Origin of the sequence: Catenulispora sp. MAP12-49, assembly GCF_041262705.1 — a bacterium.
In the GTDB taxonomy this organism is placed as follows: domain Bacteria; phylum Actinomycetota; class Actinomycetes; order Streptomycetales; family Catenulisporaceae; genus Catenulispora.
In genome coordinates, this window is record NZ_JBGCCP010000045.1 from 23,850 (window position 1) to 50,176 (window position 26,327).

A 26,327-nucleotide genomic window follows, 5' to 3' on the forward strand; every position below is an offset into this window, starting at 1 on the left:
GGACGTCCGGTCAGGAGACCGCCCGGAACGCCGGGAAGCCCGGCGCGTGCGTCACGAACGCCGGATTCCCCGACCCGTCGGCGGCGACGGACACGACGCCGGAGGACGTGGAGAACGCGACGGTCCTGCCGTCCGGGGAGATGGCCGGCTCGGTGCAGTCGGTGGTGGCGTGCGGGGTCAGGTCGCGCGCCGGCGCGGGAGCGCCGCCGGTGCTGTTCTGGATGGCCTCCACGAACACGTGCTTGTACGCGCCGACCTGTCGGACGAACACGACCTCCGGGGTGCCCTGGCTGTCCGCGGACGTCCCGACCAGCACGTATTCCGGCTCGGACGCGTTCTTGATCGCGATCCCGCCCTGCTGGCGCAGGTAGTTGTCACGGACGTAGACGTCGGCGGACGAACCGTTGTCGTGCTCATACACCGCGCTGCCGAAGCGGCCGCCGCCGGCGGGCCAGAGGTTGTCGGCCGCGGGCGGCGGGGTGTTCCCCTGCCCGGAGTAGCCGTTGAGGCTGAGCTGCGTGGGCTTCGCGTTGTGGGCGTCCGTCGGGACCTCCCACAAGGTGCCGCCGCCGGCGGTCGAGGCGAAGAAGATGTTGTTCCGCGCCGCCATGCCGTCCTGCGGATCGGCCTGCGTGGTCTGCCAGGTCGGGTGCGACCACTTCTGGCCGCCGGGGTTGTGGGCGGCCACGGTCTGGCCGCTGCCGTCGGCGTTCGCCACGACCAGGTCGCCGGCGCCGTCGATGAAGACCACCCGGCTGCCGTCCGGGGACCAGGCCGGATCGGTCACCTGCGTACCGAAGTCGACGGCCTTGCCGTTCATCAGGACTTTGCCGCTGCCGTCGGAGATGGTCAGGCCGGTGCCGCCGGTCGCGTTCAGCGCTGCGGGAGCGGAGGACGAGGACCCCGCCGCCGGGCTCGAAGCGGACGAGCCGCCGCCCTGCGCGCCCGCGCCCGCGGAGCCTCCCGATGCCTGGCTGCTCGAGGTGCCGGCCACGGCCGCCGGGCCCGAGCCCGCCGCGCTCGTCGAGCTCTGACATCCGCTCACCGCCAGCGGGGTCGCCAGCGCCGCCGCGCACAGGGCGGCCCGAGCCCACGTCTTACGTCCACGACCGGCCATCTCAATGTCCTCCCGTAACCATTGTCGCCTCTGCTAAGGAGACGCGCGGGCCCGTGTCCGGTTCCATCCCGTGACCCATCCGTTACCGGTCCCGTGCGACCATCGAGATCGTGGACCACGACGAACTCGCGGCAGCCGGGCTGCCGTCCCTGAAGAACGCGCAGCTGCGGCACATGCGCCAGCTGTTCCTGACGGTCGTCACCGCCGGGTTCGTGGTGCTCGTCCCGTGGATCGTCTACCTGGCGCTGGAGTTGCCCGACCACCATCCGGAGAACGCCTGGAACGCCGCCTGGGTCGGCTTCGACAGCCTGCTGCTGCTCGGGCTCCTCGCCACGTGCTGGGGTGCCTGGCGCCGGCGCCAGTACACGGTGATCGCCTGCGTCTTCACCGCGACCCTGCTGCTGTGCGACGCGTGGTTCGACATCTCGCTGGACTGGGGCACCCCGGACGAGACCGCCTCGGTGCTCTCCGCGGTGTTCGTCGAGATCCCGCTGGCCTTCTACCTGTTCTTCGCGGCGATGCGGATAGTGCGGATGACCGTCCGGTCAGCCCTCATGCTCGCCGGCCACCCCGGTCCCGTCCCCCAGTTCCACAAGCTCTCCATCGGCGGGCTGAACGAGCTGCTGAAGTCCGTCGACGCCCGCCGCGAGCAGTCCTGAGCCGATCATGTCCAGCAGCGTGACGGCGTCGAGGTCGGGGCTGCCGGGCATCGGGTAGTAGGCGATCATGCGCTGGCCCCCGGTGTTGGCCAGCTCCATCGCCTCGTAGTCCAGCGTCATCGGGCCGACGTCGGGGTGCTGGAAGGCCTTCGTGCCCTGGCCGATGTTCTTCACCTCGTAGCGTTCCCAGAGCCGGGCGAACTCCTTGCTCTTCACCACGAGCTCACCGATGAGGCGCACCAGCTCCGGGTCGTCGGGATCGGCGCCGGCCCGGGCCCGCAGGTAGGCAACGGAGTTCGGGACGAGCTTGTCCCACTCCGGATACAGCTGCTTGGCGACCGGGTTCAGGAACAGGTAGCGGGTGATGTTGCGCTGCCCGGCCGGCCAGCCCGCCAGGCCCGGGAACAGCGCCAGCCCCGCGGGGTTGGCGGCCAGCACGTCGTTGGTCCGGCTGACGATGTACGCCGGGTAGGGACGGATCTGCTCCATCAGGATCAACGCGCCCTGGCGCACGGTCCGTGTCCGGGACTGGCGCTGCTCGGCCTGCCGGGCCGGCCGGGCCGCGATCTCCCCGAGGTTGCGCAGATGCTGGTGCTCGTCCGGGCTCAGGCGCAGGATGCGGGCCAGCGCGTCCACCACGGCCGGGCTCGGGTTGCTCTCCTTGCCGCGCTCCAGACGGGTGTAGTAGTCGACGCTGACGCCGGCCAGGATCGCCACCTCTTCGCGGCGCAGGCCCGGCGTGCGGCGGACGCTCGTCCCGGTGGGCAGGCCCACTTCCTCCGGCCGGACCGCCGCGCGCCGTGCCTTCAGGAAGATCCCCAGCTCCGTGCCATTCGTCATACTGCCAGCGTAGAGGCAGCGCGCGAGATGTGAGGGGGTGTGTCGCACCCCGGCACCGCGCTCCCCGGCTCGGCACGGTCTGTATGGCGGTGCGGCGGACCGCGATCGTTACCGGCATGACAGCTCTCACCGCCGCCCGGCCGCGGACCGCCGGCCCCGACGCCGCCACGGCCGACGCCACCGCCAACGCCACGGCCGCCACCGCACCTGCCGCCGACGCCGCGCCCTCGGCCGCCGGCTCCAAGCGCCTCCTCGCGGCGTCCGTCTTCGGCTTCTTCCTCGTCGGCCTGGACGCCATGGTCGTCAACGTGGCGCTGCCTGCCATCAACCGCAGCCTGGCCGGCGGGATGGCCGGCGCGCAGTGGGTGATCGACGGCTACACCCTGGCCTTCGCAGCCCTCATGCTCTCCGCCGGCGCGCTGAGCGACCGGTTCGGTGCCAAGGCCGCCTACGGCCTCGGGCTGATCGGGTTCACGCTCTCCTCCGTGGCGTGCGGTCTGGCCCCGTCGCTGGGGCTGCTGATCACCGCGCGGCTGATCCAGGGCGCCGCCGCCTCGCTGATGCTGCCGGCCTCGCTGGCGCTGATCCGCCAGGGGTTCCCGGAGCCGGCGGCACGCAACCGGGCGATCGCGCTGTGGACCGCGGCCGGCTCCGCCGCCGCGGCTGCCGGACCGGTGGCCGGCGGCCTGATCACCGCCGCCGTGAACTGGCGCTGGATCTTCTTCCTGAACCTGCCGGCCGGGGCCGCGGCGCTGGCCCTGCTGGCCGGCACGCCCAAGCTCGCCCAGGCCGCGACCGCCGCACGCGCCCACTTCGACGTCATCGGGCTGGTGTCCTCGGTGGTGGCGCTGGCCGGTGTCACCTACGGCTTCATCGAGGGCGGCTCGAAGGGCTTCGGCACCGCCGGGGTGCCGGCCTCGTTCGCGGCGGCGGCGCTGGCCTCGGTGGTCTTCGCGGTGGCCGAGTCCCGGCAGGAGCGGCCGATGGTGCCGCTGGCGCTGTTCAAGTCCCGCGCCATGTCCCTGACCGCGGCCGCCGGGTTCACCGTCAACGCCGCCTTCTACGGCGTGATCTTCCTGCTCAGCCTGTACTTCCAGCAGGTGGCCCACAAGTCCCCGACGGTCACCGGCCTGCTGTTCGCCCCGATCACCGCGGTGGTGTCGGTGGTGAACGTGACCGTGGCGGCCCGGATGGTGGCCCGGATCGGCGCCCGGGCGTCGATGACGATCGGCCTGACCGGCACCGCCGGCGCGATGCTCCTGCTGCTGGCGGTCCGCCCCGACCAGCCGGCCTGGCTGCTGGTCCTGCTGCTGATCCCGGTCTCCTTCGCCGGATCGTTCGTGGTCCCGGCCCTGACCATCATGGTGATGGGCAGCGTCCCGGCCGAGCGCGCGGGCACCGCGGCCGGCATCGTGAACACCTCGCGGCAGGTCGGCGGCGCGCTGTCGGTGGCCGTGGCCGGCGCGCTGGTGGCCGGCGGCGACTTCGTCCGCGGGATGCACCAGACGCTGATCGGGCTCGCGGTGGTGCTGGCGGTCGCCGCGGTGGCGGTGCAGCTGCTGGCCCCGGGCCGCGAGCGGTAGCCGGTCCGGCCGTTACCAATCCGTGGTGGGAGCAGCGGAACCCGTCTCCCGGCGAGGGCGTCCAAGCCTGGCCGGGAGACGGTTGCTTTTCAGGGCTTTTCGGGAGGGGAATCAGGATGCGCAGGTGGGTGGCCAAGACTCTGACACTGGCGCTGGCGGCGGGCGGGCTGCAGGCGGTGTGGGTGGCCGATCCGGCGTGGGCGTGCGAATGCGGGGCGATGATCCCGGGTTCGGGCGGCACGATGAGCGTCGCGCGCGAACAGGCGGTGGTGCGGTTCGACGGGACGACGGAGGACGTCGTCATGCGGTTCTCCACGCGCAGCGACGTGACGGACGCGGCGTGGGTGATGCCGGTGCCGAACCAGGCCACGGTGAAGCTGGCCGACCGGGATCTGTTCGACGAGCTGGAGGCCGCCCAGGCTCCGGTGGCCGTGGTGCACCACTACTTCTGGCCGCACGGATCGTCCGCCAAGTACTCGGGAGCCGGCGGCGCCATGGCCGCGGCACCTCCGCCGGCCGTGCAGGTGCTCAGCGACCAGCGGATCGGCGAGTTCGAGGTGGCTAACCTGGCCTCGGCCGACCCGGCGGCGCTGGGCGCCTGGCTGAACCAGCACCAGTTCACCCTGAAGGACAGCACGGCGGCCCGGCTGGCCGCGTACACGAGTCAGGGCTGGAAGTTCGTGGCCGTCCGGCTGGCGACCGGGAGCACCGCCGATCTGAACGGGGTCCTGGACCCGATCAGCCTGTCGTTCCCGGCCAAGTCGGCCGTGTACCCGATGCGGCTGTCGGCCGGCGCGACGACGGCGCAGAACGTGCAGGTCTCCGTGCTGGCGCCGCACCGGATGGACGTGGCGAGCTCGCCGGTCCCCGACCAGGCGGCACCCTCGGCGTTCGGGGACTGGATCGACCCCTCGGACGTCGGGCCGGCGCTGGCGACCCTGGCGGCGGGGAAGATGTTCCTGACCGTGTACGACGCGACCTTCGCGGACCCGTCACTGATCACGCAGGACTACGCGTTCACTCCGGCGCGTTCGGACTGGGTTCAGCACAGTACCTACGACCAGGAGGAGCTGCTGAAAGTCGCCGGCATCCCGGCGTATCTGATCGTGCTGGCCGCGGTACTGCTGGTACTGGCGTTGTTCGCCGGGTGGTTCTGGCGGCACCGGGCTTCGAGGAACCTCAGCGTGCGTACTCAGTAGCGCGGGACTCGCGCACGACCGTGATCCGGATCTGCCCCGGGTAGGTCAGCTCCTCCTCGACCTGCTTGGCGATGTCCCTGGCGATGACCTGCGCCTGGATGTCGTCGACCGCGTCGGGGACGACCATCACCCGGATCTCGCGGCCGGCCTGCATGGCGAAGACCTTCTCCACGCCCTCCTGCTCGGCGGCGATCTGCTCCAGCCGCTCCAGGCGCTTGACGTAGGCCTCCAGCGACTCCCGGCGCGCGCCGGGGCGGCCGCCGCTGATGGCGTCGGCGGCCTGCGTCAGCACCGCCTCCACGGTGCGGACCTCGACCTCGTTGTGGTGCGCCTCGATGGCGTGGACGACGTCGTCGTGCTCGCCGTACTTGCGGGCGATCTCGGCGCCGATCAGCGCGTGGCTGCCCTCGACCTCGTGGGTCAGCGCCTTGCCGATGTCGTGCAGCACCGTGCACCGCTTGAGCAGCACCGGGTCCAGCCGCAGCTCGGAGGCCATGATCGAGGCCAGGTGCGCGGACTCCACGAGGTGCTTCAGGACGTTCTGCCCGTAGGAGGTGCGGTAGCGCAGCTTGCCGAGCAGGGCGATCAGCTCGGGGTGCATGTCGGTGATGCCGAGCTCCATCAGGGCGTCCTCGCCGGCGCGCACGCACAGCGTCTCGACCTTGGCCTTGGAGCGCTCGTAGATCTCCTCGATGCGGTGCGGGTGGATCCGGCCGTCCAGGACCAGCTCCTCCAGCGTCAGCCGGCCGACCTCCCGGCGCACCGGGTCGAAGCAGGACAGCAGCACCGCCTCGGGCGAGTCGTCGATGATCAGGTTGACGCCGGTGATCGACTCGTAGGCCCGGATGTTGCGGCCCTCGCGGCCGATGATCCGGCCCTTCATGTCGTCGCTGGGCAGGTGCAGCACGGAGACCACGGACTCGGCGGTCTGCTCGCTGGCCACCCGCTGGATGGCCAGGGCCACGGTCTTGCGGGCCCGCTTGTCGCCCTCGTCCCGGGCCTCCTGCTCGATCTGCCGGATGAGCACCGCGGCCTCGCGCTTGGCCTGGTTCTCGATCGACTTCACCAGCTCGGACTTGGCCTCGGCGGCGGACAGCGCGGCGGCCCGCTCCAGGACGGCGCGGCGCTCGTCCTCCAGCGTGGCCAGCTCGGCCTTCTTGCGCTCCAGCTCGGCGTCGGCCGCGGACAGCTCGCGTTCCTTGTCGGAGGTGCGGCGCAGGTCGGCGTCCAGCCGCTCCTCGCGCTCGGCCTGCCGGGCCTCGCGGCGCTCCAGGTCCAGCCGCAGCTCGCGGATGTCGTCCTTGAGCACCCGGGTCTCGGCCTCGGCCTCGTCCCGGATCCGGCGCGCCCGGTCCATCTCGACGCCTGCCGAGGCGGCGGCCTGCTCCCGGATCTGCACGGCCTGGGCGTCGGCCTGCTTGCGCGACTCGGCGGCCTCCCGGTGCACGGCGGCCAGGTCGCGCTGGGCGGCCACGACCGCGGCGGCGTGCTCGCCCTCCCGCGCCTGGGCGCGCTGGGCCAGCTCGGCGACCTGCTTGTCGAAGTCCTGGTACGCGCTCTTCTTGAGATTGTTGATCCGGCGGGTGCCGCCGACGTTCAGACCCACGAGCAGGCCGACACACGCCGCGACCACCGCTGCGATCGCGATCAACAGGCCGACCATTTAGTTCGCTCCCAGCGCGCTTGAGTGATCCTTCGATGATCCCTCACTGAGTGCGAGGTTAGGGCGAGGTAACAATACGGTCAAGGAGGAGTGTGGTCGACAACCGTTGGTGTCGCCGGGAAAAGCCGATGAAAACACCGGATGGGGTGGTGTTCGGGCGAACCCTTGCGCGGGCCGGCGCGCCAGGGGTACGCAGGGCCTCAGTCGAAGCCGGGGTCCCCGAGGTCGACGTCCAGCCCCTCCTCGGCCAGCGCCTCCTTGACCACCCGGAAAGCGACCGAGGAGGAGTAGCCCTTGCGCGCGAGCATGCCGACCAGCCGCCGGGTCCGCACCTGCGGGTCCAGCCCCCGGGTGGCGCGCAGCCGCGAGTCGACAAGTCGCCGCGCCGTGGCGGCCTCCTGGTCCTCGTCGAGCGTGGACAGGGCCTCGGCGGCGGTCTCGTCGTCGATCCCGCGCTTGCGCAGCTCGTAGCCCAGGGCCCGCTTGGCCAGCCCGCGCTCGGTGTGCCGGGAGCGCACGAAGGTCTCGGCGTAGTCGCCGTCGTTGAGCAGGTGCAGCTCCTCGAACCGGTCGAGCGCCGCCTCGGCGATGTCGTCCGGGATCTCCTTCTTGCGGAGCCGGTCGGCCAACTGCGAGCGGGTCTGCATCTGCCGGCCGAGGTGGTACATCAGGATGTTCTTCGCGCGCTGCTCCAGCTTCTCGCGCGAGAGCGGCGGCTTGGGCTTGTCGGCGTCGGCGTCGGCCGGATCGCGGTCCTTGCGGCGCGAGGACCAGCCGCCGGAGGACTTCTTGGCGGCGCTCGCGCTCTTTTTCGCCTTTGCCGGGGTGGCAGAGCCGCCGCGCCGGTCGTCACGCCGATCGTCGCCGAAGCCGCCCGAGGACTTCCGTTGCTGGCCGGAACGCTTCGGCGCCGCGCTCCGGCTGCCCGCCGCGTCGGCCAACGAAGCCCAGCCGCTCGGCGCGGAATCCGCACCCGGCTCGGCAGCCGCGGCCCAACCTGGCGCGCCATCGGCGGATTCACCCGGCGCGGCCCATCCCGGCGAGCCCGCTCCGGACTTCCCCTCCGGAGCGTCCCCGCCCGGCGCGGCCCAACCCGGCGCCGCGTTTTCCCCAGCCGCGTCCTCCCCCGCCGCGGCCAACCAGTCGGGACCGGCTTCCTCGTCCTGGAACCGGCCCCAACCGGCGCTCACCTACTACTCCTCCGCACCGGCCGCGGCCGCGGCGGTCTTGCGCGCGCGGGTGGTCTTGGCCGGCTTGGCCGCCGCCTCCTCGGCCGGGGCCGCGCCGTCGACCGCGGTGAGCGGGGCCACCGCCGGGCTGCCGTCGGCCGGCTCGTCGACCTTCGGGCCGATGCCCAGCTTCTCCTTGATCAGCTTCTCCAGGCCGTCGGCGACGTCCGGGTTCTCCTTCAGGAACCGGCGGGCGTTCTCGCGGCCCTGGCCCAGCTGCCCCTCGGAGTAGGTGAACCAGGCGCCGGCCTTCTTCACGAAGCCGTGCTCGACGCCCATGTCGATCAGCGAGCCCTCGCGGGAGATGCCGACGCCGAAGACCACGTCGAACTCCGCCTGCTTGAACGGCGGGGCGACCTTGTTCTTCACGACCTTGACGCGGGTGCGGTTCGCGACCGCCTCCGTGCCGTCCTTCAGCGTCTCGATGCGCCGGATGTCCAGGCGGACCGAGGCGTAGAACTTCAGCGCGCGCCCGCCGGTGGTGGTCTCCGGCGAGCCGAACATCACGCCGACCTTCTCGCGCAGCTGGTTGATGAAGATCACCGTGGTGTTGGTCTGGCTGATCACCCCGGTCAGCTTGCGCAGCGCCTGGCTCATCAGGCGGGCCTGCAGACCGACGTGCGAGTCGCCCATCTCGCCCTCGATCTCGGCCTTGGGCACCAGGGCCGCGACCGAGTCGATGACGATGATGTCCAGCGCGCCGGAGCGGATCAGGGTGTCGGCGATCTCCAGCGCCTGCTCGCCGGTGTCCGGCTGGGAGATCAGCAGCGCGTCGGTGTCCACGCCGATGTTCTTGGCGTACTCCGGGTCCAGCGCGTGCTCGGCGTCGATGAACGCGGCCTGCCCGCCGTTCTTCTGGGCGTTGGCGACCACGTGCAGCGCGACCGTCGTCTTGCCGGAGGACTCCGGGCCGTAGATCTCCACGACCCGGCCGCGCGGCAGCCCGCCGATGCCCAGGGCCACGTCCAGGGCGATCGAGCCGGTGGGGATGATGTCGATCGGCTGCGCCGAGCGCGCGCCCAGGCGCATCACCGAGCCCTTGCCGAAGTTCCGCTCGATCTGGGCGAGGGCGGCGTCGAGCGCCTTCTCGCGGTCGGTGGTCGTTGCCGCCATGGGTGCCTGCCTCTATTTCTCCGGTACTTCACGTCTGACGGTCTTGAACGTAGAGGACGCCACTGACAAAAACTGACTCGGCCCGCGTCCCGCGGCCCTGACCGTCTCTCACGGTACCTGGGGCGCCGCGTCTTCCTGTACGGAACGCCCCGGAATGTTGTCCGGCGCCGCTCCCCCGGCGCCGGCCCCGGCCCCGGCCCCGGCACCGGGCCGCCGCACCGCCGTCACCGCCACGAGCACCGCGACCGGAGCCAGCAGCGCGACCGCCAGCCCGGCCAGCCACGAGTACCCCAGCGTCCCGACCACCAGCCCGGCCAGCGCCGCGCCCCCGGCCGAAGAACCCTGCATCACGAAGTCGCTGGCCCCCTGCACCGACGGCCGCACCCGGTCGGGCGTGGACTCGGTGAGCAGCGTCGAGCCGGCCACCACGCCGCAGGACCAGCCGATCCCCAGCAGCAGCAACCCGGTGATCAGGTACGCCCGCGATCCCATCGGCGCCGCCCCGACCACCAGGCACGCCACCGCCAGCACCGCCAACCCCGTACTGAGTACCGGGATCCGTCCGATCCGGTCCACCGCGTACCCGACCAGCGGCGAGAACGCGTACATCCCGGTGATGTGGACCGACAACACCAGCCCGATCACCGTCACGGACATCCCGTCGGAGTTCATGTGCACCGGCGTCATCGACATCACCGAGACCATGACGGTGTGCGAGACCGCCACCACAGCGATCGCCAGCACCGCCCGCGGCGATTCGCCGATCACGGCGAAGGACTCCTTCAGCGTCAGCCGCTTCGGCGCTGCGACGTCCTCCCCGCGCAGCTCCCGCGCCACCAGCAGCGGATCAGGACGCAGTAAGAGTCCGAGCACGAGCGCCGCCCCGCACAGCGCGACCCCCGACCACAGGAACGCCCCGGCCAGCGGCGGCAGCCCGAGCGCCCGCGCCGTCCCCTCCGCCGGATGCCCGAGGTTGGGACCGAGGATCGACCCGACGGTCACCGCCCAGATCACCAGCGACAGCGACCGGCCGCGCCGCTCGGCCGGCGCCAGATCGGTGCCGGCGTACCGGGCCTGCAGGTTGACCGCCGACGCCGACCCGAATAGCGCCATGCCGCCGAGCAGCAGCGGATAGAAGTGCAGCCGGGCGGCAAGGACGATGACCAGGGTCCCGGCGATCGCGGCGCCGTAGCCGAGCACCAGCCCCGGCCGCCGGCCCCGGGCCGCCATGACGCGCGAGAGCGGGACGGAGGCACAGGCCGCGCCGAGCGAGGAGAAGGTACCGGTCAGCCCGGCGAGCCCGGCGTTCCCGGTGATCTCCTTGGCCAGCAGCGTGGACAGCGAGAACCCGGTCGAGGACCCGATGCCGCCGAGGATCTGGCTGCCGATGAGGACGCGGACGGTGCGGCGCTGGACGGCCGCCGCGCGCCCGGCGGCGTCGACGAGGCCGGGCGATATTCGGGAGTCGGCTGCGGTCACATGTGGAACGTAGCGGGGATCCTTACCCGGCCGGAAGTGGCGTTCCGGCTGCGGAGCTGACGATTCCGGCCTCGGGTCGGACGCCGGTTCCGGGAACCGGATCTAGAAATACGGAATACCCCGGTCCTTGGCCACGGCACCCCAGATGTCCTTCACGTCCATGCCGTCCCGCAGCGCCTCCATCACGCTGCGGCCGCCCAGGTCGCTCATCACATGATCGCGGGCAAAGGAGTCGGCCAGCGGCCCGAACTCCGCCCGCATCCGCTCCCAGAAATCCTGAAGCCGCATCGTCCCTGACCGCATGGCCTCCAGTCTGTCAGACGGCCCGGACACTTCTGTCAGACGGCCAAGGCACTATGGAACGTATGGCAGCGTCACACCGGAATGCAGGGTCGGCGGCCTTGGAGCATTTCCACCCGGCCACCCGGGCCTGGTTCACGGCTGCCTTCGCCGAGCCCACGACCGCCCAGGCCGGGGCCTGGAACGCGCTGGCCGAGGAGAAGAACGCCCTGGTCGTGGCGCCGACCGGGTCCGGCAAGACGCTCGCGGCCTTCCTGGCCGCCCTGGACCGGCTGGCCTTCGGCCCGCCGCCGAGCGAGCCCAAGCGCCGCTGCCGCGTCCTGTATGTCTCGCCGCTGAAGGCCCTGGCCGTGGACGTCGAGCGCAACCTGCGCGCGCCGCTGGCCGGCCTGAAGCAGGCCGCCGCGCGCCTGGGCCTGCCCGAGCCGGACGTCGACATCGCGGTGCGCTCCGGCGACACCCCGGCCGACCAGCGGCGCAAGTTCATGACCAAGCCCTCGGACATCCTGATCACCACCCCCGAGTCGCTGTTCCTGATCCTCACCTCCGCCGCGCGCGAGTCGCTGCGCGGCGTCGAGACCGTGATCATCGACGAGGTGCACGCGGTCGCCGGGACCAAGCGCGGCTCGCACCTGGCCGTCTCCCTGGAGCGGCTGGACGCGCTGCTGGAGCGGCCGGCGCGGCGGATCGGCCTGTCGGCGACGGTGCGCCCGGCCGAGACCGTGGCGCAGTTCCTCGGCGGACCGCATCCGGTGCAGATCGTGGCGCCCAAGATCGTCAAGAACTTCGACATCCGGGTGTCGGTGCCGGTGGAGGACATGGGCGCGCTGGACACCGACGACGGCGAGCTGGTCGCCGCCGACCAGACCGGCCGGCGGCAGGCGTCGGTGTGGCCGCACGTCGAGGCGGCCGTGGCGGACCTGATCGAGCAGCACCGCTCGACCATCGTCTTCACCAACTCCCGGCGGCTGGCCGAGCGGCTGACCGGCAAGCTGAACGAGGCGCACTGGGAGCGGGTCACCGGCGGGGTGGCCGGCGAACGCGACTCCCTCGACGAGCCGCTGAGCGCCAAGCAGGTGCTCGCCACCTCGGCCCCCGCCGAAATGATGGCGCAGGCCGGCCAGGTCTCCGGCGCCCCGCCGGTCCTGGCCCGGGCGCACCACGGCTCGGTCTCCAAGGAGCAGCGCGCCGACATCGAGGAGGCGCTGAAGGCCGGGAACCTGCCGGCCGTGGTCGCCACCTCCAGCCTGGAGCTGGGCATCGACATGGGCGCGGTGGACCTGGTGGTGCAGGTGGAGTCCCCGCCCTCGGTGGCCGCCGGCCTGCAGCGCGTCGGCCGCGCCGGGCACCAGGTCGGGGCGGTCTCGCGCGGCGTGATCTTCCCCAAGTACCGGGGCGACCTGGTGCAGTCGGCGGTGGTGGCCGAACGGATGCTGGCCGGGTCGATCGAGTCGCTGAAGGTGGTGCGCAACCCGCTGGACGTGCTGGCCCAGCACATCATCGCGATGGTCGCGGTCGAGGACTGGCCGGCGGCCGACCTCATCGCCCTGATCCGCCGCGCGATGCCGTTCGCCGCACTGCCGGACTCGGCCTACGAATCAGTGCTCGACCTGCTCTCCGGCCGCTATCCGTCGGACGAGTTCGCCGAGCTGAAGCCGCGCATCGTCTGGGACCGCGTCGAGGGCAAGCTCTCGGCCCGCCCGGGCGCGCAGCGGCTGGCCGTCACCTCCGGCGGCACCATCCCGGACCGCGGCTACTTCGGCGTCTTCCTGGCCGGCGCCAAGGAGGGCGCCAAGCGGGTCGGCGAGCTGGACGAGGAGATGGTCTACGAGTCGCGGGTCGGCGACGTGTTCACACTGGGCTCGTCCTCCTGGCGGATCGAGGACATCACGCACGACCGCGTCCTGGTCTCCCCGGCGCCCGGGATGCCGGGCAAGCTGCCGTTCTGGCACGGCGACGCGCTGGGCCGCCCGCTGGAGCTGGGCCGCGCCCTCGGCGGCTTCCTGCGCGAGCTGGGCAAGGCCGACGAGGAGTCCTCGAGGACCCGGCTGAAGGAGTCCGGCCTGGACGAGTGGGCCGCCGACAACCTGCTGTCCTACCTGCGCGAGCAGAAGCAGGCCACCGGCCGCGTCCCGGACGACCGGACCATCGTGGTCGAGCGCACCCGCGACGAGCTCGGCGACTGGAAGATCCTGGTCCACTCCCCGTTCGGCGCGCAGGTCCACGCCCCCTGGGCCCTGGCCATCGGCACCCGGCTGCGCGAACGCTACGGCCTGGACGCGCAGGTGATGCACGCCGACGACGGCATCGTCCTGCGTCTGCCCGACACCGACGCCGCCGACCCCAGCACCGAGACCCTGGGCCTGCTGTTCGCCTCGGACGAGATCGAGGAGATCGTCACCGGCGAGATCGGCGGCTCGGCCCTGTTCGCCTCCCGCTTCCGCGAATGCGCCGGGCGCGCGCTCCTTCTGCCGCGCACGCGCCCCGGCAAGCGCACGCCCCTGTGGCAGCAGCGGCAGCGCTCGGCGCAGCTGCTGGCGGTGGCGTCCAAGCACGCGAGCTTCCCGATCGTGCTGGAGGCGGTGCGCGAGGTGCTGCAGGACGTGTACGACGTGCCGGGGCTGATCGAGCTGTGCCGGGACATCGAGGCCCGCAAGGTCCGCATCGTCGAGGTGGAGACCGCGCAGCCCTCCCCCTTCGCGCGCTCCCTGCTGTTCGGCTACATCGCGCAGTTCATGTACGAGGGCGACTCCCCGCTGGCCGAGCGCCGCGCCGCCGCGCTGTCCCTGGACCCGGCGCTGCTGGCCGAGCTGCTGGGCCAGACCGGCCTGCGGGACCTGCTGGACCCCGAGATCCTCACCGCCCTGGAAGAAGAGCTCCAGTACCTGACTCCTTCCCGCCATGCCCGCGACGCCGAGGACGCCGCCGACCTCCTGCGCCTGCTCGGGCCGCTCTCGACAGCCGAGGCCGCCGCGCGCGGCGTCGAGGCGTCGTGGCTGGTCGGCCTGGAGGGCGCGCGCCGGGTCATCAGGGTCCGGATGGCCGGCGAGGAGCGCTGGGCCGCGATCGAGGACGCGGGGCGTCTGCAGGACGCCTTGGGCGTGCCGCTGCCGGTGGGGATCCCGGAGGCGTTCACGGCCGTCGTGGCCGACCCGCTCGGCGACCTGGTGGCCCGCTACGCCCGCACCCACGGCCCGTTCAACGCCATCGAACCGGCCACCCGCTTCGGCATCCCGGCCTCCTCGGTGATCGCCGCCCTCGAACGGCTGGCGGCGGCCGGCCGCGTCCTGTCCGGCGAGTTCCGTCCCGGCGGCAGCGGGACCGAGTGGTGCGACTCCGAGGTGCTGCGCCGGGTGCGGCGCCGGACGATGGCCGCGCTGCGCAAGGAGGCCGAGCCGGTCCCGCCGCGCACGCTGGCGATGCTGCTGCCGGCCTGGCAGTCGGTCGGCCGGGCCGCGGCCTCGCCGCTGCGCGGGACGGACGGCGTGCTGCGCGTCGTGGAGCAGCTGGCCGGCGCCGTGGTCCCGGCCTCCGCCCTGGAACGCCTGATCCTGCCCTCCCGGATCGCGGACTACTCCCCGACCATGCTCGACGAGCTGACCTCCTCCGGCGAGGTGGTCTGGGCCGGCGCCGGCTCCCTGGCCGGCGACGACGGCTGGGTGACCCTCTGCCCAGCGGAGTTGGCGCCGCTGCTGCTCCCCGAACCCTCGGAAGCCCTGGACCCGGGCCCGGTGCACGAGGCGATCCTGGACGCGCTCGGCGAGGACGCGGCCCTGTTCCTGCGCGGCATCGTGGCCCGGGTCGGCGACGGGTTCTCCTCCTCCGAGGTCCTGTCAGGCCTGTGGGACCTCTTGTGGGCCGGCTACATCACCAACGACACCCTGGCTCCCCTGCGCGGTCTCCTGAACTCGGGCAAGAGCGCCCACAAAGCCCGCCGCCCGACCCCCCGCGGCCGCTACGCACGCTTCGGCGTGGCCGCCGTCGCGGCGGACCAGAACGCCTCAGCCGCGGTCAGCCCGTCCGCCGCCGGCCGCTGGTCCCGCCTGTCCCCCCGCCTGGTCGACCCGACCCGCCGCGCGCACCTGCTCGGCGAGGTCCTGATGGACCGCTACGGCGTGGTGACGCGCGGCTCGGTGATGGCCGAGCGCATCCCCGGCGGCTACGCGGGCGTGTACTCGGTGCTGTCGGCGTACGAGGAGGCGGGCCGGGCCCGCCGCGGCTACTTCGTCGAGGGCCTCGGAGCAGCCCAGTTCGCCGCCGACGGCGCGGTGGACCGCCTCCGCTCCCTGGCGGCGGCCCTGGAAGCACTGGAGAACCGCGACCACGAAACCACCGGCGCGGCCATCGACGACAGCGTGCACAAACTGATGGGCACGCCCCACGAGTACACCCCGCGCCGCCCGAAGAAGAAGGACTCCGAACGCATCGGAGCCCTGGTCCTGGCGGCCACCGACCCGGCCAACGCCTACGGCGCCGCGCTCCCCTGGCCCCCACGCCCCGTCGGCGACGACGGCGCCCCCGCCACCGGCCACAAACCGGGCCGCAAGGCAGGCGCCCTCGTGGTCCTGGTCGACGGCGAACTGGTCCTGTACGTCGAACGCGGCGGCCGCACCCTCCTGTCCTGGACCGAGGACCTCACAGTCCTGCAGCCCGCGGTGGACGCCCTGGCCCTGACGGTCCGCGACGGCTGGCTCGGCAAGCTGACGGTGTCCAAGACCGACGGCGAGGACGTGCTGTACGCGGGCCGGGACTCGGCGCTGGCCCAGGCCCTGGCGGCCGCCGGATTCCGCTCGACGCCCTCGGGCCTGCGGCTGCGGAGCTGACGCCGGGGCCCCCGCCCACCGGCGGCTATCCGAACTGGTCGAAGCCCATCTTCACCACCATCGCCACGACCACCACCAGCAGCACCACCCGCACGAACCCCGCGCCCCGCTTGATCGCCAGCCTCGCACCGATGCGCGCGCCGGCGAGGTTGCACACGCCCATGCCCGCGCCGAGCAGCCACATCACGTGGCCCTGCGTCGCGAACACCACCAGGGCGCCGAAGTTCGTGCCGACGTTGACCACCTTGGCCATCGCCGAGCCGGCGACGAACTCCGTGCCGATGCCCACCGCGAAGCAGATGATCAGGAAGGTTCCCGTGCCGGGGCCGAAGATGCCGTCGTAGAAGCCGATGCCCACGCCGGCCACCAGCGTCGTGGTCAGGCGGCGGCGCCGCGACACCACCAGGTCCGCCTGCTCCGCCCCGAACGTGGGCCGGAACACCACGAACGCCGCGACGCAGACCAGCAGCACCATGACGATCGGGCGGAACACGCTCGTCGGCAGCCGGGACGCCGACACCGCGCCGAAGCCCGCGCACACCACCGCCAGCGCGGCGGCCGGCAGCATCACGCGGCGGTCCACCTTCGTCCGGCGCAGGTAGGTGGCCGCGGCCGTGCTGGTGCCGGATATCGCCGCGAACTTGTTCGTGCCGAGCGCGACCGCCGCGGGCAACGCCGGGTACGCCAACAGCAGCGCGGGCAGCTGGATCAGCCCTCCGCCGCCGACGATCGCATCCACCCCGCCGGCCCCCGCCGCCGCGCCGAGCAGGCCCACCCCGTGCGCCATGTCCATGGGCCCGGACCCTAGCGAGCGCGGGTCACACGGTGATCACGCCGCTGGTCGCCGGATTCTCACCCGGGCGCCCGCGCGAGCCGGCGAACCGGAGTAGGGTGGCCCCAGGAATCCGGGACGCCTCACAGGCCCCACCAGTAGCCGGGCGCGCCGAAAGAACGGGTGCCGCCGGGCCGGCGGGAACGTCGGGATCGACACCTGGCGAAGCGGGGTCGTCCCGCGAAAAACGGCAGCGCGTCATCGCCTCTCGGCCGATATCAGATCGATGACCGGTCGAGCCCTGCGATTCCTCACCGCCTCCCAGCCGAGGCGATCCGGCCGGGCGTCAGAGACCTCCGCGCGGCGTCAGCTCGCGGCCGGCTGCTCCCCCGTCCCCAACGGCAGCCCGTCCTGGAAAGCCAGCCCCAGCAGCTGCGCGACCACTCCGAGGTACACCTCGGCCTCGCGCGCCAGCTCCGCGGCCTCGGCGTCGGTCACCGCGTTCGGCAGGCCGGCCTGGGCGGCGGCGCGGCGGGTGGCGCCGGAGGCGAAGTACGCCGCCCAGTCCGCCAGCTCCGGCGCCTCGCGGTAGAGGAGGTCCCAGACGCTGCGCGGCCTGCGGCGGGTCGGGGCGGCCGGCACCGCGCGGGCCGTCACCACGGCCGCGGAGGCGTGCAGGGCCGCCATGTGCGCGCCGCAGTAGCGGTCGTAGGGGTGCGAGGAGGTCACGGCCTCGGCCAGTTCGTGCACGGCCTGCTCGAACAGGTCGCGGGCGCTGCGCGAGGCCGGGCCGCGGCGGTGGCCGCCGGAGCCCATCGGGGGCAGCGGCGGCGGGTGGGCTCGGGAGCCTGCTATCGGTCCCGTGTCCGGGCTTGTGAGAGCGGCGGGCATAGTTCCCTCCCTGTACTAGTCAGGGTCCACTGATGACATGTCGGACACTCGCAGCATGTCTCTTCCACAGTGACAGGCCCCACTGACAAAAACAGGTGTTGAAGCCGGGAAATCCCCGTGAACGGCTGTCTCGGTCAGTTCTCCGGGAATCTCAGCACCCTGCCGATGTGCTCCGGCAGGCAGCTCAGGGATTCGGCGACCAGCAGCCAGCCGCCGGAGGCGGAGTCGTGGCACAGCTGGAACACCTCCACGTCGCCGTCCCGGCCGACGCTGGCGCGCACGCTCCACAACTCGCGCTCTATCTCCCGGTCGCGGCCGAAGACCAGCGTCTCGAACGTGCCCAGGCGCCGGTCGGTGCGCAACAGCACGGAGGGGATCTCGCCGGAGTCGGCACCGACCTGGATCCAGTGCGACAGGACCTGGCGCACGCGGTAGAGCTTGCCGCGCCAGATGAAATGCGCCGGCTCGCCGTGGCGGCGCAGTACGTCGATCAGCTCGTCATCGGTGCTCACTCCGGCACCCGTCCCATTCGCACTCATCGCAGCCTCCATAGCCGCCACCTCACTCGTCCGCACGCCCGGACCGGCCAACGGGCGGCCACGGGCTTCCCCTCCCGCGACCGCCCGGCGGGGAGGCCGTTCCGGGCGCCGGACCCATCATCGAATCTTTGTTCGACTCGAACCAGGCTACCCCCGAGGGCCACCCGCCCTCAACGGAATCGGGTCAAGACTCGCTCAAATGAGTGAATTGAAGGTCGCCGGCCTGCGGAGACGACGACGGCGGCGGAGGGAATCCCTCAACGCCGCCGCGCTCTCGACAAGCGGCCGGCTGTCCGCCGGCCGCCGCGGGTGCCCGATCCGGTCCCGTTTCACGGAGCTCTGGCCGCCCCGTGTCGGCAGTGCCCCATCAAACGGGACCGGGTCTTCCCCCATGCGACACGCGGCCGGCCAGTGCCTCCCCGACACTCCCCACCGTGGCGCGGCCATCGCGTGCCGTCATCAGTGTGGCGCATGGCACCGACATCCTCATGGGTATTAGTACTCAGGTCCGGCATGAGTACCTGCACATACGTCGGACGACGGAGGCCGCGCGCGGCGTTACTAAATCGCAACATACAGAATGCTGTGACGCTGCAACCCAACCCACCACCTCGAACGTCTATATGGGTGATCGGATGTGCTGCTTCCATGCGGCCTCCGACGCACCCGGTGGGGGTGCCAGTGGGGGTAGGGAAGGCCACACGGCCTTGGCGGGATCCGCGTCTGTGGGGGCGTGGGTCCCGCCCCTTTCGGCTCGTTTAGCCTCCCGGCGGTCACCCTCACGGCCCACCCGACATTCCGTCACGCTGCGATCACGGCCCGCGGTGGGGATGCTGTAGCGCGTGGGACGAAATCGACACCTGGCAGCCTCCTCACCCGAACTGCCCGCGCCGTCTGTGCCGTCCGCCCTGTCCGCCGATCCGCCCCCGGCCGCCGAGACCGTCTCGGTCCTCGTCCCGCTCCTGAACGACGAACGCCGCGTCCTGCGGTGCGTGCGGGCCCTGCTGAGCCAGATCCGGGTGCCGAAGCTGGACGTCGTCTTCCTGGACGCGGGCTCCACGGACCTCACCCGCCGCCTGGTCCTGCAGGCCGCGATGGACGACCCCCGCCTGCGCCTGCTGATGGGCGCCCCGACGCCACCGGGCTGGTGCGCCCACGCGCACGCCTGCGAACAACTCGCCGTCGCCGCGCGCGGCAAGTCGATGGTGTTCGCCGACCCCGGCCTGGCCCTGGCCCCCGGCGCGATCGCGGCGGCGGTGGCGGCGCTGCGCGGTCCGTACCGGATGGACCTTGTCGTCGCCGAGGCCCACCGGCGCACCCCGGCCGAGCGCGTCCCGGCCACCGGCCCCCGGCCGTCCACCTCGGCCCGGCTGCTGGCCGTCGACAGCGAGACCTATTGGCGCGTCGGCGGCCACTGCAACGCCGCCCACGACGCGCACGGCGAGTCGGGCCTGCTGCGCGCGGTCCGGCGCTCGGGCGGCCGCGTGGCGACGCTGGACGGACGCCACGCAATAGAGTTCCTGGACGGTTCGCTGTGGCCGCGCGAACGCGCCGGCGCCGCGACCGCGGCAGGGAGCGGCGGACGCCACTCGCTGAGCGACACGGAGAACTCGATCCTGCACTCGTTCACGGACACCGCACGCCGGCTGCTGGCGGCGTTCACGACTGCTACCGCGCCGACACAGGTGCGGCCCGCCCCCAGCCGGCCGCTGCCGGTACGGCGCGCGCCGCTCCGCCCCACTCCGGAGTCGGCGGGACCGGTCGCGGACGCGGCGGCGAACCGGGCAGCGGGGTTCGCGGCGAAGGCGATGGCCGAGGCGGCCGCGTCAGTCGCCTCGGTCGCCTCAGTCGCCTCAGTCGGGTCGGCGAAGTCCGGGAGCTGACGCGGCGGGAGCCGGACGTCATCGTCCGTACCGACTCCCATCACGCGCGGCACGCCGCCTCCGGCTACGCTCGGGGACATGTCTGAGCTGATCTTGCTCCGCCACGGCGAGACCGAGTGGAGCCGCTCCGGTCGCCACACCGGGCTGACCGACCTGCCGCTGACCACCGTCGGCGAGGACCAGGCCCGCGCCGCCGGCAAACTCCTGGCCGGCCACACCTTCGGCGCCGTCTACACCAGTCCCCTGACGCGTGCGGTGCGCACCGCCGAACTCGCCGGGCTGACCGGCGCGGTCGAGGACCCCGATCTGCTGGAGTGGGACTACGGCGGCTACGAGGGGGTGACGACCGACGAGATCCACCGGACGCGGCCCGGCTGGTACCTGTGGGACGACGGCATCGTGCCCGGCGACCACGAGCACCCCGGCGAGAGCATCGAGCACGTCGGCACGCGGGTGGACCGGGTGCTGGAGCGGGCGCGGCCGATGCTGGCCGACGGCGACGGCGAGGACGTGTGTCTGGTCGCGCACGGCCACGTGCTGCGGATCCTGTGCGCGCGCTGGCTCGGGCTGCCGCCGGCGGACGGGCGGTTCTTCCGGCTGGACACCGCGACGGTGACGCGGCTGGGCTTCGAGCACGCGCGGCCGGTGATCGACGGGCTGAACCAGCAGGGCTAGCCAGTTCTTCAGGGCCGGCTGCTACTTCGCCTACTTCGCGGCCGGCTAGATCTTCAGGGCCGGCGAGTTCTTCTCAGCCGGCTACTTCTTGCGGGCGGTCGCCATGACCGCCAGCTCCCCCAGGACGGTCTTGGCCTCCGCGTCGATCGACGCGGCGTCCAGGGCCGCCCGCGCCTCCTCGGTCAGCGCGGTGATCCGCGTCTCGACGTCGTCCAGCGCGCCGGTGGAGCGGATGATGTCCTGCAGCTCGGCGACCCCGGCGGCGTCCAGGCCGGGGTTCCCCAGCTCGCCTCGCAGCGTCTTGATCGCCGCCGGGCTGTCGGCGCGCGCCGCGGCCAGGGCCACCAGCAGCGTCTGCTTGCCCTCGCGCAGGTCGTCGCCGGCGGGCTTGCCGGTGGCCGCCGGGTCGCCGAACACGCCCAGCACGTCGTCGCGCAGCTGGAAGGCCTCGCCGAGCGGCAGGCCGTAGGCGGAGTAGGCGGCGATCACGTCCGGGCCGCCGCCGGCCAGCATCGCGCCGACGTGCAGCGGCCGCTCGATGGTGTACTTGGCGGACTTGAAGCGGATGACGGTCTGGGCCCGGTGGGCGGCGCGCTCGGGCTCGTCCAGGCCGTGGGCCTGCGCGAGCACGTCCAGGTACTGGCCGGCCATCACCTCGGTGCGCATGACGTCGAAGTACCGGCGGGCGGCGGCGGTGCGCTCGGCGGGCAGGCCGTTGCCCGCGAACATCTCGTCGCACCAGGTCAGGCAGACGTCGCCGAGCAGGATCGCGGCCGCTGCGCCGAACCGCGCGTCGGAGCCCTCCCAGGCGGCCTCGCGGTGCGCGGCGGCGAAGCGGCGGTGGATGGCCGGCATGCCGCGGCGGGTGTCGGAGTCGTCCATGTAGTCGTCGTGGATCAGCGCCGACGCCTGGAGCAGTTCCAGGGAGGCGGCGGCGTGGACTATGCCGCCCTCCTCCTGCGCGGTCGCGCTGTCGCCGAGCACCCCGCGCCAGCCCCAGTAGCAGAACCCCGGGCGCATCAGCTTGCCGCCGTCCAGGAACTCGCGCAGCGCGGTCGGCAGCGGCGCCAGTTCGGGCGACATCGCGATCAGGTCCGCGCCCTGGCGGTCCAGGAACGCCGACAGGGCGGCGTCAACACGGGTACGCAGGGAGTGGCGGTCCAGGGGGTTCACGGGAACAACCATACGGCCGGTCCTGCGAGGCCCGTGTCTCGCGTCTCGGGACGTGCGCCTTCCCTGCCTTACAAAGAGCCACATGCTCAGTACGGTGGATTCATGGCACTGGGACTCCCGTCTGTGCGGCCGGACCGGGCCGCCACCGTCCGCGAGCTGCTGGCCCGCGGCGAGCGCTCCTACTCCTTCGAGTTCTTCCCGCCCCGGGACGACACCCAGGAGCAGCAGCTCTGGCGCGCTTTGCGGCGGCTGGAGGGGTACTCGCCGACGTTCGTGTCGGTGACGTACGGCGCGGGCGGATCCACGCGGATGAAGACGGTGGAGACCACCGAGCGCATCGCCACCGAGACCACGCTCACCCCTGTGGGGCACCTCACAGCGGTGAACCACTCCGTGGCCGAGCTGCGGCACGTGATCGGACAGTACGCGGACGCCGGCGTGCGCAACATCCTGGCGCTGCGGGGCGACCCGCCGGGCGACCCGCTCGGCGACTGGGAGGCCCATCCGGAGGGCCTGAGCTACGCCAGCGAACTTGTGGATCTGGTGAGGGAATCGGGCGAGTTCTGTGTGGGCGTCGCGGCGTTCCCGGAAATGCACCCGCGCTCCCCGGACTGGGACTCGGAGGTGGAGCACTTCGTGGCGAAGTGCCGCCGGGGCGCGGACTTCGCGATCACGCAGATGTTCTTCCTCACCGACGACTATCTGCGGCTGCGCGACCGGGTCGCGGCCACGGGCTGCGACGTGCCGATCCTGCCGGGCGTGATGCCGGTGACCAACGTCGCGCAGATCAAGCGGATCACCGGGCTGACCGGGCAGGCGTTCCCGGCCGAGCTGGAGCGCGCGCTGACGGCGGTGGACGGGGACAAGGCCGCGGTGCGCGAGGTCGGCGTCGAGTGGACGACCCGGATGTGCGAGCGGCTGCTGGCCGAGGGCGTGCCGGGGCTGCACTTCATCACGCTGAACATGTCCACGGCGACGCTGGAGATCTACCGGAACCTCGGGCTGGACCGGCGGCACGAGCAGGCTGCGGGGGCAGCGGGGTCTGCGGGTGCGGGATCTGCGGGTTCGGCGGGGGCAGCGGGGTCCGCGGAGGTACGCCTGCCGGCCTGACGCCGCGCCCTCCGGTCCACTCACCAGCACTGTCACCTTGTCTGATTAACGACGCCCGATCTGGCCACCCGGCCTGGGCCGCGTGTGCCAGCCTGCGATGAACAGTCGAGGGGCGGGAGAAGGAGAGGCACGAAGATGCAGCCGCTGGGAGTCCGATACGCGGTGCCGGTGGACCTCGCGGCGGTCCACGCCGTCACCCACTCGGCCTACCGTCACTACGTCGACCGGATCGGCTCCCGGCCCGCCGCGATGGACGCCGACTACCCGCACCTGATGCGCCGCGGCTGCCTGTTCGTGGTCGGCAGCCCCGCCATCGCCACCGTGACCCTCATCCCGGAGGACGGCTGGCTGCACGTGGACAACTTCGCCGTCGCCCCGGACCTGCAGGGCCGCGGCATCGGCCGCCGCGTCCTGGCCTTCGCCGAGGAGCACGCCCGCCAGCTCTGGCTGCCCGAGCTCAGGCTCCTGACCCACGCGATGATGTGGGAGAACCAGCGCCTGTGCACCGCCGCCGGCTACCGCGAATACGCGCGCACCAGGACGGCGCCGGATCAAGAGCTGTTCCACTACCGCAAGGTGATCGCCGGGTGGGACTTCTCCGGAACGACGTATCTGCCCGCGGCGGCAGGAGTCGCGCTGGCCGGGGCGCGGTAGAGGCCTGATCCACCCCCGCGCGCGCCCCTGGCGCCCCGGGTGGCGTGTGCCGACCGCCCATTGACCCGGGGCAGATCTCCCTTTTGACTGGAAACCGGCGGCATTGGCGGCTTGTGGCGGATCCCCGCCGCGCCACCCGGCCCGCCGCCAGCGAAGGAGGCGCTATGGCAAAGCAGTCATTGTCGGAAGTCCCTCAGAGCCCGTCGGACGGCACGCCGCCGACGCCCGCCGAGAGCCGGGCGCTGCCGATCGTCGTCCTGGAACCGGAGGCCGGAAGCTGCAGCTGCGGCGGCGGTTGCAAGTGCGGCTGTCAGAGCGGCGGCTCCTGCGCCTGTGGCGGAGCCTGCGGCTGCTGACGGATCACCCCGCGCAGTAGAGCGGACCCGAGGACGGGTCGGCCGGAGAACGTCTCCGGTCGGCCCGTTCCCTTGTCGCGGGATTGCTGTTAGGTTCACCAAAACTAGAACCTGTATCAGTTTCGCCCCGGCAGGAGGCCGTCATGTCCGAAGCCGTCATCATCGAGGCGGTGCGCACCCCGATCGGCAAGCGCAACGGCGACCTGGCGAATCTCCACCCGGCGTACCTGCTCGGCGAGACCTACCGGGAGCTGCTGAAGCGGACCGGCGTACCGGCCGACGCGGTGGAGCAGATCGTCGGGGGCTGCGTCACCCAGGCCGGGGAGCAGGGGTTCAACGTCGCGCGCACCGCGTGGCTGGCGATGGGCCTGCCGTACTCGACCGCCGCCACCACCATCGACTGCCAGTGCGGCTCCTCGCAGCAGGCGAACAACATGGTGGCCACGATGGTCGCCGGCGGCACCGTGGACGTCGGCATCGGCTGCGGGGTCGAGGCGATGTCGCGGGTCCCGCTCGGCGCGAACGCCAAGTCCGGCTTCGGCCGTCCGCAGCCGGACGAGTGGAACCTGGACATGCCCAACCAGTTCGAGGCCGCCGAGCGGATCGCGCGCAAGCACGGGATCACCCGCGACGACGTGGACGAACTCGGCGTGCTGTCCCAGGCCCGGGCCAAGCAGGCCTGGGCCGAGGGCCGCTTCGACCGCGAGGTGTTCGAGGTCCAGGTCCCCACCCGCGAGGAGGAGCGCGACGAGCACGGCATGTGGCGCGCCGTCGACCGCGACCAGGGCCTGCGCGACACCACCCGCGAAGGCCTGGCCGGCCTGAAACCGGTTCTGCCCGACGGCATCCACACCGCCGGCACCGCCTCCCAGATCTCCGACGGCGCCGCCGCGGTCCTGTGGGCCTCCCGGGACACGGCGCGCGCCCTGGGCCTGCGCCCGCGGGCCCGCATCGTGGCGCAGGTGATGGTCGGCTCCGACCCCTACTTCCACCTCGACGGCCCGATCCCGGCCACCACCGCGGTCCTGGCCAAGGCCGGCATGACCGCCGGCGACATCGACCTGTTCGAGATCAACGAGGCCTTCGCCTCGGTGGTGCTGTCCTGGGCCCGCACGCACCGCGTCGACCTGGCCAAGGTGAACGTGAACGGCGGCGCGCTGGCGATCGGGCACCCGGTCGGGGCCACCGGCGCGCGCCTGTTCACCACGGCGCTGCACGAGCTGGAGCGGGCCGACAAGGAGTACGCGCTGCTCACCATGTGCCAGGGCGGGGCGCTGGGGATCGCGACGATCATTCAGCGGATATGAGGCGGTGGGCCCGGGCTACCGGCGCCGAGCGCTCGAACCTGAGCGGGCGGACCTGAGCAGGCGAACCTGAGCGGGCGGATCCCGGTGCGCGGGACCCGCCGGGCCTCAGCGTTCCAGCCGATACCTCAATGCGCGTATCCGCAGGCGCGCGAGCGCGTGTAGTTCTGCGCGTACTCCGGCATCGCTATGCCCTCCAGCAGGTCCGGAGCGGGCTGGGCGACGCCGGCGGTCACCGCGAGCGGGATCGTCCCGGCCCAGTACGGCAGCGCCAGGTCCTCCTCGTCGTCCGCGACCTGGCCGCCGCGCGCCTTCAGCGAGACCTGCTCGAGGTCCAGCGCCAGGATCGCGGTCTGCGCCAGCTCCTTGCGGGTGGGCTCGCGCGACTCGGCGGTGCGGCCGGGGGCGATGTGGTCGATCAGGGCCCGCATGGCGTCCAGGCGTTCGGCGGGGTCGGCGACGACCCGGGCCGTGCCGTGGATCACGACGCTGCGGAACGCCATCGAGTGGTGCATCCAGCTGCGGGCCAGGACCAGGCCGTCGAAGAGGGTGACGGTCACGCCCACTTGCCGGCCGTCCAGGCGCGCGAAGCGGCCGCCGGTCGAGCCGTGCACGTACAGCCGGTCGCCAGAGCGGGCGTGGACGGTCGGCAGGGCCACCGGCGCGCCCTCGTGGACGTAGGCCAGGTGACAGACCAGCGCCTCGTCCAGGACGGCGTGGACGGCGGCACGGTCGTAGCCGACGCGGCTCTGGTAGCGCGTGGCGGTGGTGCGCGGGGTCTGCTCGTAGGCACCCTCGGCGCCGTGGCCGAACAGGCAGGCCTCGGTCTCGGCGTCGCGCGCCGGGGCGGCGGGGCTCTGGCTCTGGCTCTGAATCTGGCTCGGGCTCTGGCTCTGGCTCGGGCTCGGGCTCGGGCTCGGGCTCGGGCTCGGGCTGGAAGTCTGGCTGGGGGCCGCTTGCGTCAT

General features: G+C 72.6%; 21 protein-coding genes. 9 read left to right on the forward strand and 12 right to left on the reverse strand.

Annotation, left to right across the window (positions count from 1 at the left end; genetic code table 11):
- Positions 1–10: 10 nt before the first annotated feature.
- On the reverse strand, positions 11–1,117 hold the full coding sequence (locus tag ABIA35_RS43650) for a hypothetical protein (protein ID WP_370339742.1): 1,107 nt from the start codon (positions 1,115–1,117) through the stop codon (positions 11–13).
- Positions 1,118–1,227: 110 nt separating this feature from the next.
- Between ABIA35_RS43650 and ABIA35_RS43655 the strand changes: the two genes are divergently transcribed.
- Positions 1,228–1,776, forward strand: coding sequence for a hypothetical protein (locus ABIA35_RS43655; RefSeq protein WP_370361937.1), 549 nt, complete (start codon positions 1,228–1,230; stop codon positions 1,774–1,776).
- Here ABIA35_RS43655 and ABIA35_RS43660 read toward each other — a convergent pair.
- Positions 1,663–2,616 (reverse strand): helix-turn-helix transcriptional regulator, encoded by a 954-nt coding sequence (locus ABIA35_RS43660; protein WP_370361938.1) that lies wholly within the window; start codon positions 2,614–2,616, stop codon positions 1,663–1,665. The genes ABIA35_RS43655 and ABIA35_RS43660 overlap by 114 nt on opposite strands.
- Before the next feature lie 116 nt (positions 2,617–2,732).
- Here ABIA35_RS43660 and ABIA35_RS43665 point away from each other — a divergent pair, with 116 nt between their 5' ends.
- Positions 2,733–4,199: an MFS transporter gene (locus ABIA35_RS43665; RefSeq protein ID WP_370361939.1), complete on the forward strand. Its 1,467-nt coding sequence runs from the start codon at positions 2,733–2,735 to the stop codon at positions 4,197–4,199.
- Between the two features lie 128 nt (positions 4,200–4,327).
- Entirely contained in the window at positions 4,328–5,398 is a 1,071-nt protein-coding gene (locus ABIA35_RS43670) for a DUF2330 domain-containing protein (RefSeq protein ID WP_370361940.1), read from the forward strand.
- Here ABIA35_RS43670 and rny read toward each other — a convergent pair.
- The 5 genes from rny to ABIA35_RS43695 form a co-directional block, all read right to left on the reverse strand.
- Positions 5,379–7,061 carry a ribonuclease Y gene (gene rny, locus ABIA35_RS43675; RefSeq protein ID WP_370339732.1) on the reverse strand — a complete coding sequence of 561 codons (1,683 nt, stop codon included), beginning with the start codon at positions 7,059–7,061 and terminating at the stop codon, positions 5,379–5,381. The two genes, ABIA35_RS43670 and rny, sit on opposite strands and share 20 nt — an antisense overlap.
- Positions 7,062–7,261: 200 nt before the next feature.
- On the reverse strand, positions 7,262–8,251 hold the full coding sequence (locus ABIA35_RS43680; RefSeq protein ID WP_370339730.1) for a RecX family transcriptional regulator: 990 nt from the start codon (positions 8,249–8,251) through the stop codon (positions 7,262–7,264).
- A gap of 3 nt (positions 8,252–8,254) precedes the next feature.
- A complete protein-coding gene (gene recA, locus ABIA35_RS43685; RefSeq protein WP_370339728.1) occupies positions 8,255–9,403 on the reverse strand; it encodes a recombinase RecA in 1,149 nt (382 codons plus the stop codon).
- A 108-nt stretch (positions 9,404–9,511) separates the two neighbouring features.
- Positions 9,512–10,882 (reverse strand): MFS transporter, encoded by a 1,371-nt coding sequence (locus ABIA35_RS43690; RefSeq protein WP_370361941.1) that lies wholly within the window; start codon positions 10,880–10,882, stop codon positions 9,512–9,514.
- A gap of 102 nt (positions 10,883–10,984) precedes the next feature.
- Positions 10,985–11,170: a DUF3046 domain-containing protein gene (locus ABIA35_RS43695; protein ID WP_370361955.1), complete on the reverse strand. Its 186-nt coding sequence runs from the start codon at positions 11,168–11,170 to the stop codon at positions 10,985–10,987.
- Between the two features lie 68 nt (positions 11,171–11,238).
- Between ABIA35_RS43695 and ABIA35_RS43700 the strand changes: the two genes are divergently transcribed.
- Entirely contained in the window at positions 11,239–16,005 is a 4,767-nt protein-coding gene (locus tag ABIA35_RS43700) for an ATP-dependent helicase (protein WP_370361942.1), read from the forward strand.
- Between the two features lie 25 nt (positions 16,006–16,030).
- On the opposite strand, the gene ABIA35_RS43705 is transcribed toward ABIA35_RS43700, so the two are convergent.
- From ABIA35_RS43705 to ABIA35_RS43715, 3 genes are all read right to left on the reverse strand, one after another.
- Positions 16,031–16,798, reverse strand: coding sequence for a TSUP family transporter (locus ABIA35_RS43705; protein ID WP_370361943.1), 768 nt, complete (start codon positions 16,796–16,798; stop codon positions 16,031–16,033).
- A gap of 345 nt (positions 16,799–17,143) precedes the next feature.
- Entirely contained in the window at positions 17,144–17,668 is a 525-nt protein-coding gene (locus ABIA35_RS43710) for an SAV_6107 family HEPN domain-containing protein (RefSeq protein WP_370339720.1), read from the reverse strand.
- 134 nt (positions 17,669–17,802) lie between these two features.
- The gene (locus ABIA35_RS43715; protein WP_370339718.1) at positions 17,803–18,207 is read right to left on the reverse strand and encodes a DUF6504 family protein; all 405 of its coding nucleotides are present in this window, start codon (positions 18,205–18,207) and stop codon (positions 17,803–17,805) included.
- An 842-nt stretch (positions 18,208–19,049) separates the two neighbouring features.
- Here ABIA35_RS43715 and ABIA35_RS43720 point away from each other — a divergent pair.
- On the forward strand, positions 19,050–20,090 hold the full coding sequence (locus ABIA35_RS43720) for a glycosyltransferase family 2 protein (protein WP_370361944.1): 1,041 nt from the start codon (positions 19,050–19,052) through the stop codon (positions 20,088–20,090).
- A 78-nt stretch (positions 20,091–20,168) separates the two neighbouring features.
- Positions 20,169–20,765, forward strand: a complete 597-nt coding sequence (locus ABIA35_RS43725) for a histidine phosphatase family protein (protein WP_370339714.1) — start codon at positions 20,169–20,171, stop codon at positions 20,763–20,765.
- 81 nt (positions 20,766–20,846) lie between these two features.
- Here the strand turns inward: ABIA35_RS43725 and ABIA35_RS43730 are convergent, their stop codons facing one another.
- Positions 20,847–21,950, reverse strand: a complete 1,104-nt coding sequence (locus tag ABIA35_RS43730) for a polyprenyl synthetase family protein (protein ID WP_370339712.1) — start codon at positions 21,948–21,950, stop codon at positions 20,847–20,849.
- 90 nt (positions 21,951–22,040) lie between these two features.
- On the opposite strand from ABIA35_RS43730, the gene metF reads away from it, so the two are divergent.
- From metF to ABIA35_RS43745, 3 genes are all read left to right on the forward strand, one after another.
- A complete protein-coding gene (gene metF / locus ABIA35_RS43735) occupies positions 22,041–23,048 on the forward strand; it encodes a methylenetetrahydrofolate reductase [NAD(P)H] (RefSeq protein ID WP_370339710.1) in 1,008 nt (335 codons plus the stop codon).
- A 135-nt stretch (positions 23,049–23,183) separates the two neighbouring features.
- Positions 23,184–23,702 (forward strand): GNAT family N-acetyltransferase, encoded by a 519-nt coding sequence (locus ABIA35_RS43740; RefSeq protein ID WP_370361945.1) that lies wholly within the window; start codon positions 23,184–23,186, stop codon positions 23,700–23,702.
- 499 nt (positions 23,703–24,201) lie between these two features.
- Complete coding sequence (locus ABIA35_RS43745; RefSeq protein ID WP_370361946.1) at positions 24,202–25,365, forward strand: steroid 3-ketoacyl-CoA thiolase; 1,164 nt, start codon at positions 24,202–24,204, stop codon at positions 25,363–25,365.
- A 125-nt stretch (positions 25,366–25,490) separates the two neighbouring features.
- Here ABIA35_RS43745 and ABIA35_RS43750 read toward each other — a convergent pair whose 3' ends face one another.
- Complete coding sequence (locus ABIA35_RS43750) at positions 25,491–26,327, reverse strand: pyridoxamine 5'-phosphate oxidase family protein (protein WP_370361947.1); 837 nt, start codon at positions 26,325–26,327, stop codon at positions 25,491–25,493.

Bases quoted from the DNA above. Each gene is read 5' to 3' on its own strand.
- ABIA35_RS43650 (WP_370339742.1), bottom strand. From the start codon at position 1,117: ATGGCCGGTCGTGGACGTAAGACGTGGGCTCGGGCCGCCCTGTGCGCG.
- ABIA35_RS43660 (WP_370361938.1), bottom strand. From the start codon at position 2,616: ATGACGAATGGCACGGAGCTGGGGATCTTCCTGAAGGCACGGCGCGCG.
- ABIA35_RS43665 (WP_370361939.1), top strand. From the start codon at position 2,733: ATGACAGCTCTCACCGCCGCCCGGCCGCGGACCGCCGGCCCCGACGCC.
- rny (WP_370339732.1), bottom strand. From the start codon at position 7,061: ATGGTCGGCCTGTTGATCGCGATCGCAGCGGTGGTCGCGGCGTGTGTC.
- recA (WP_370339728.1), bottom strand. From the start codon at position 9,403: ATGGCGGCAACGACCACCGACCGCGAGAAGGCGCTCGACGCCGCCCTC.
- ABIA35_RS43695 (WP_370361955.1), bottom strand. From the start codon at position 11,170: ATGCGGCTTCAGGATTTCTGGGAGCGGATGCGGGCGGAGTTCGGGCCG.
- ABIA35_RS43700 (WP_370361942.1), top strand. From the start codon at position 11,239: ATGGAACGTATGGCAGCGTCACACCGGAATGCAGGGTCGGCGGCCTTG.
- ABIA35_RS43705 (WP_370361943.1), bottom strand. From the start codon at position 16,798: ATGGACATGGCGCACGGGGTGGGCCTGCTCGGCGCGGCGGCGGGGGCC.
- ABIA35_RS43710 (WP_370339720.1), bottom strand. From the start codon at position 17,668: ATGCCCGCCGCTCTCACAAGCCCGGACACGGGACCGATAGCAGGCTCC.
- ABIA35_RS43715 (WP_370339718.1), bottom strand. From the start codon at position 18,207: ATGAGTGCGAATGGGACGGGTGCCGGAGTGAGCACCGATGACGAGCTG.
- ABIA35_RS43725 (WP_370339714.1), top strand. From the start codon at position 20,169: ATGTCTGAGCTGATCTTGCTCCGCCACGGCGAGACCGAGTGGAGCCGC.
- ABIA35_RS43730 (WP_370339712.1), bottom strand. From the start codon at position 21,950: ATGGTTGTTCCCGTGAACCCCCTGGACCGCCACTCCCTGCGTACCCGT.
- metF (WP_370339710.1), top strand. From the start codon at position 22,041: ATGGCACTGGGACTCCCGTCTGTGCGGCCGGACCGGGCCGCCACCGTC.
- ABIA35_RS43740 (WP_370361945.1), top strand. From the start codon at position 23,184: ATGCAGCCGCTGGGAGTCCGATACGCGGTGCCGGTGGACCTCGCGGCG.
- ABIA35_RS43745 (WP_370361946.1), top strand. From the start codon at position 24,202: ATGTCCGAAGCCGTCATCATCGAGGCGGTGCGCACCCCGATCGGCAAG.
- ABIA35_RS43750 (WP_370361947.1), bottom strand. From the start codon at position 26,327: ATGACGCAAGCGGCCCCCAGCCAGACTTCCAGCCCGAGCCCGAGCCCG.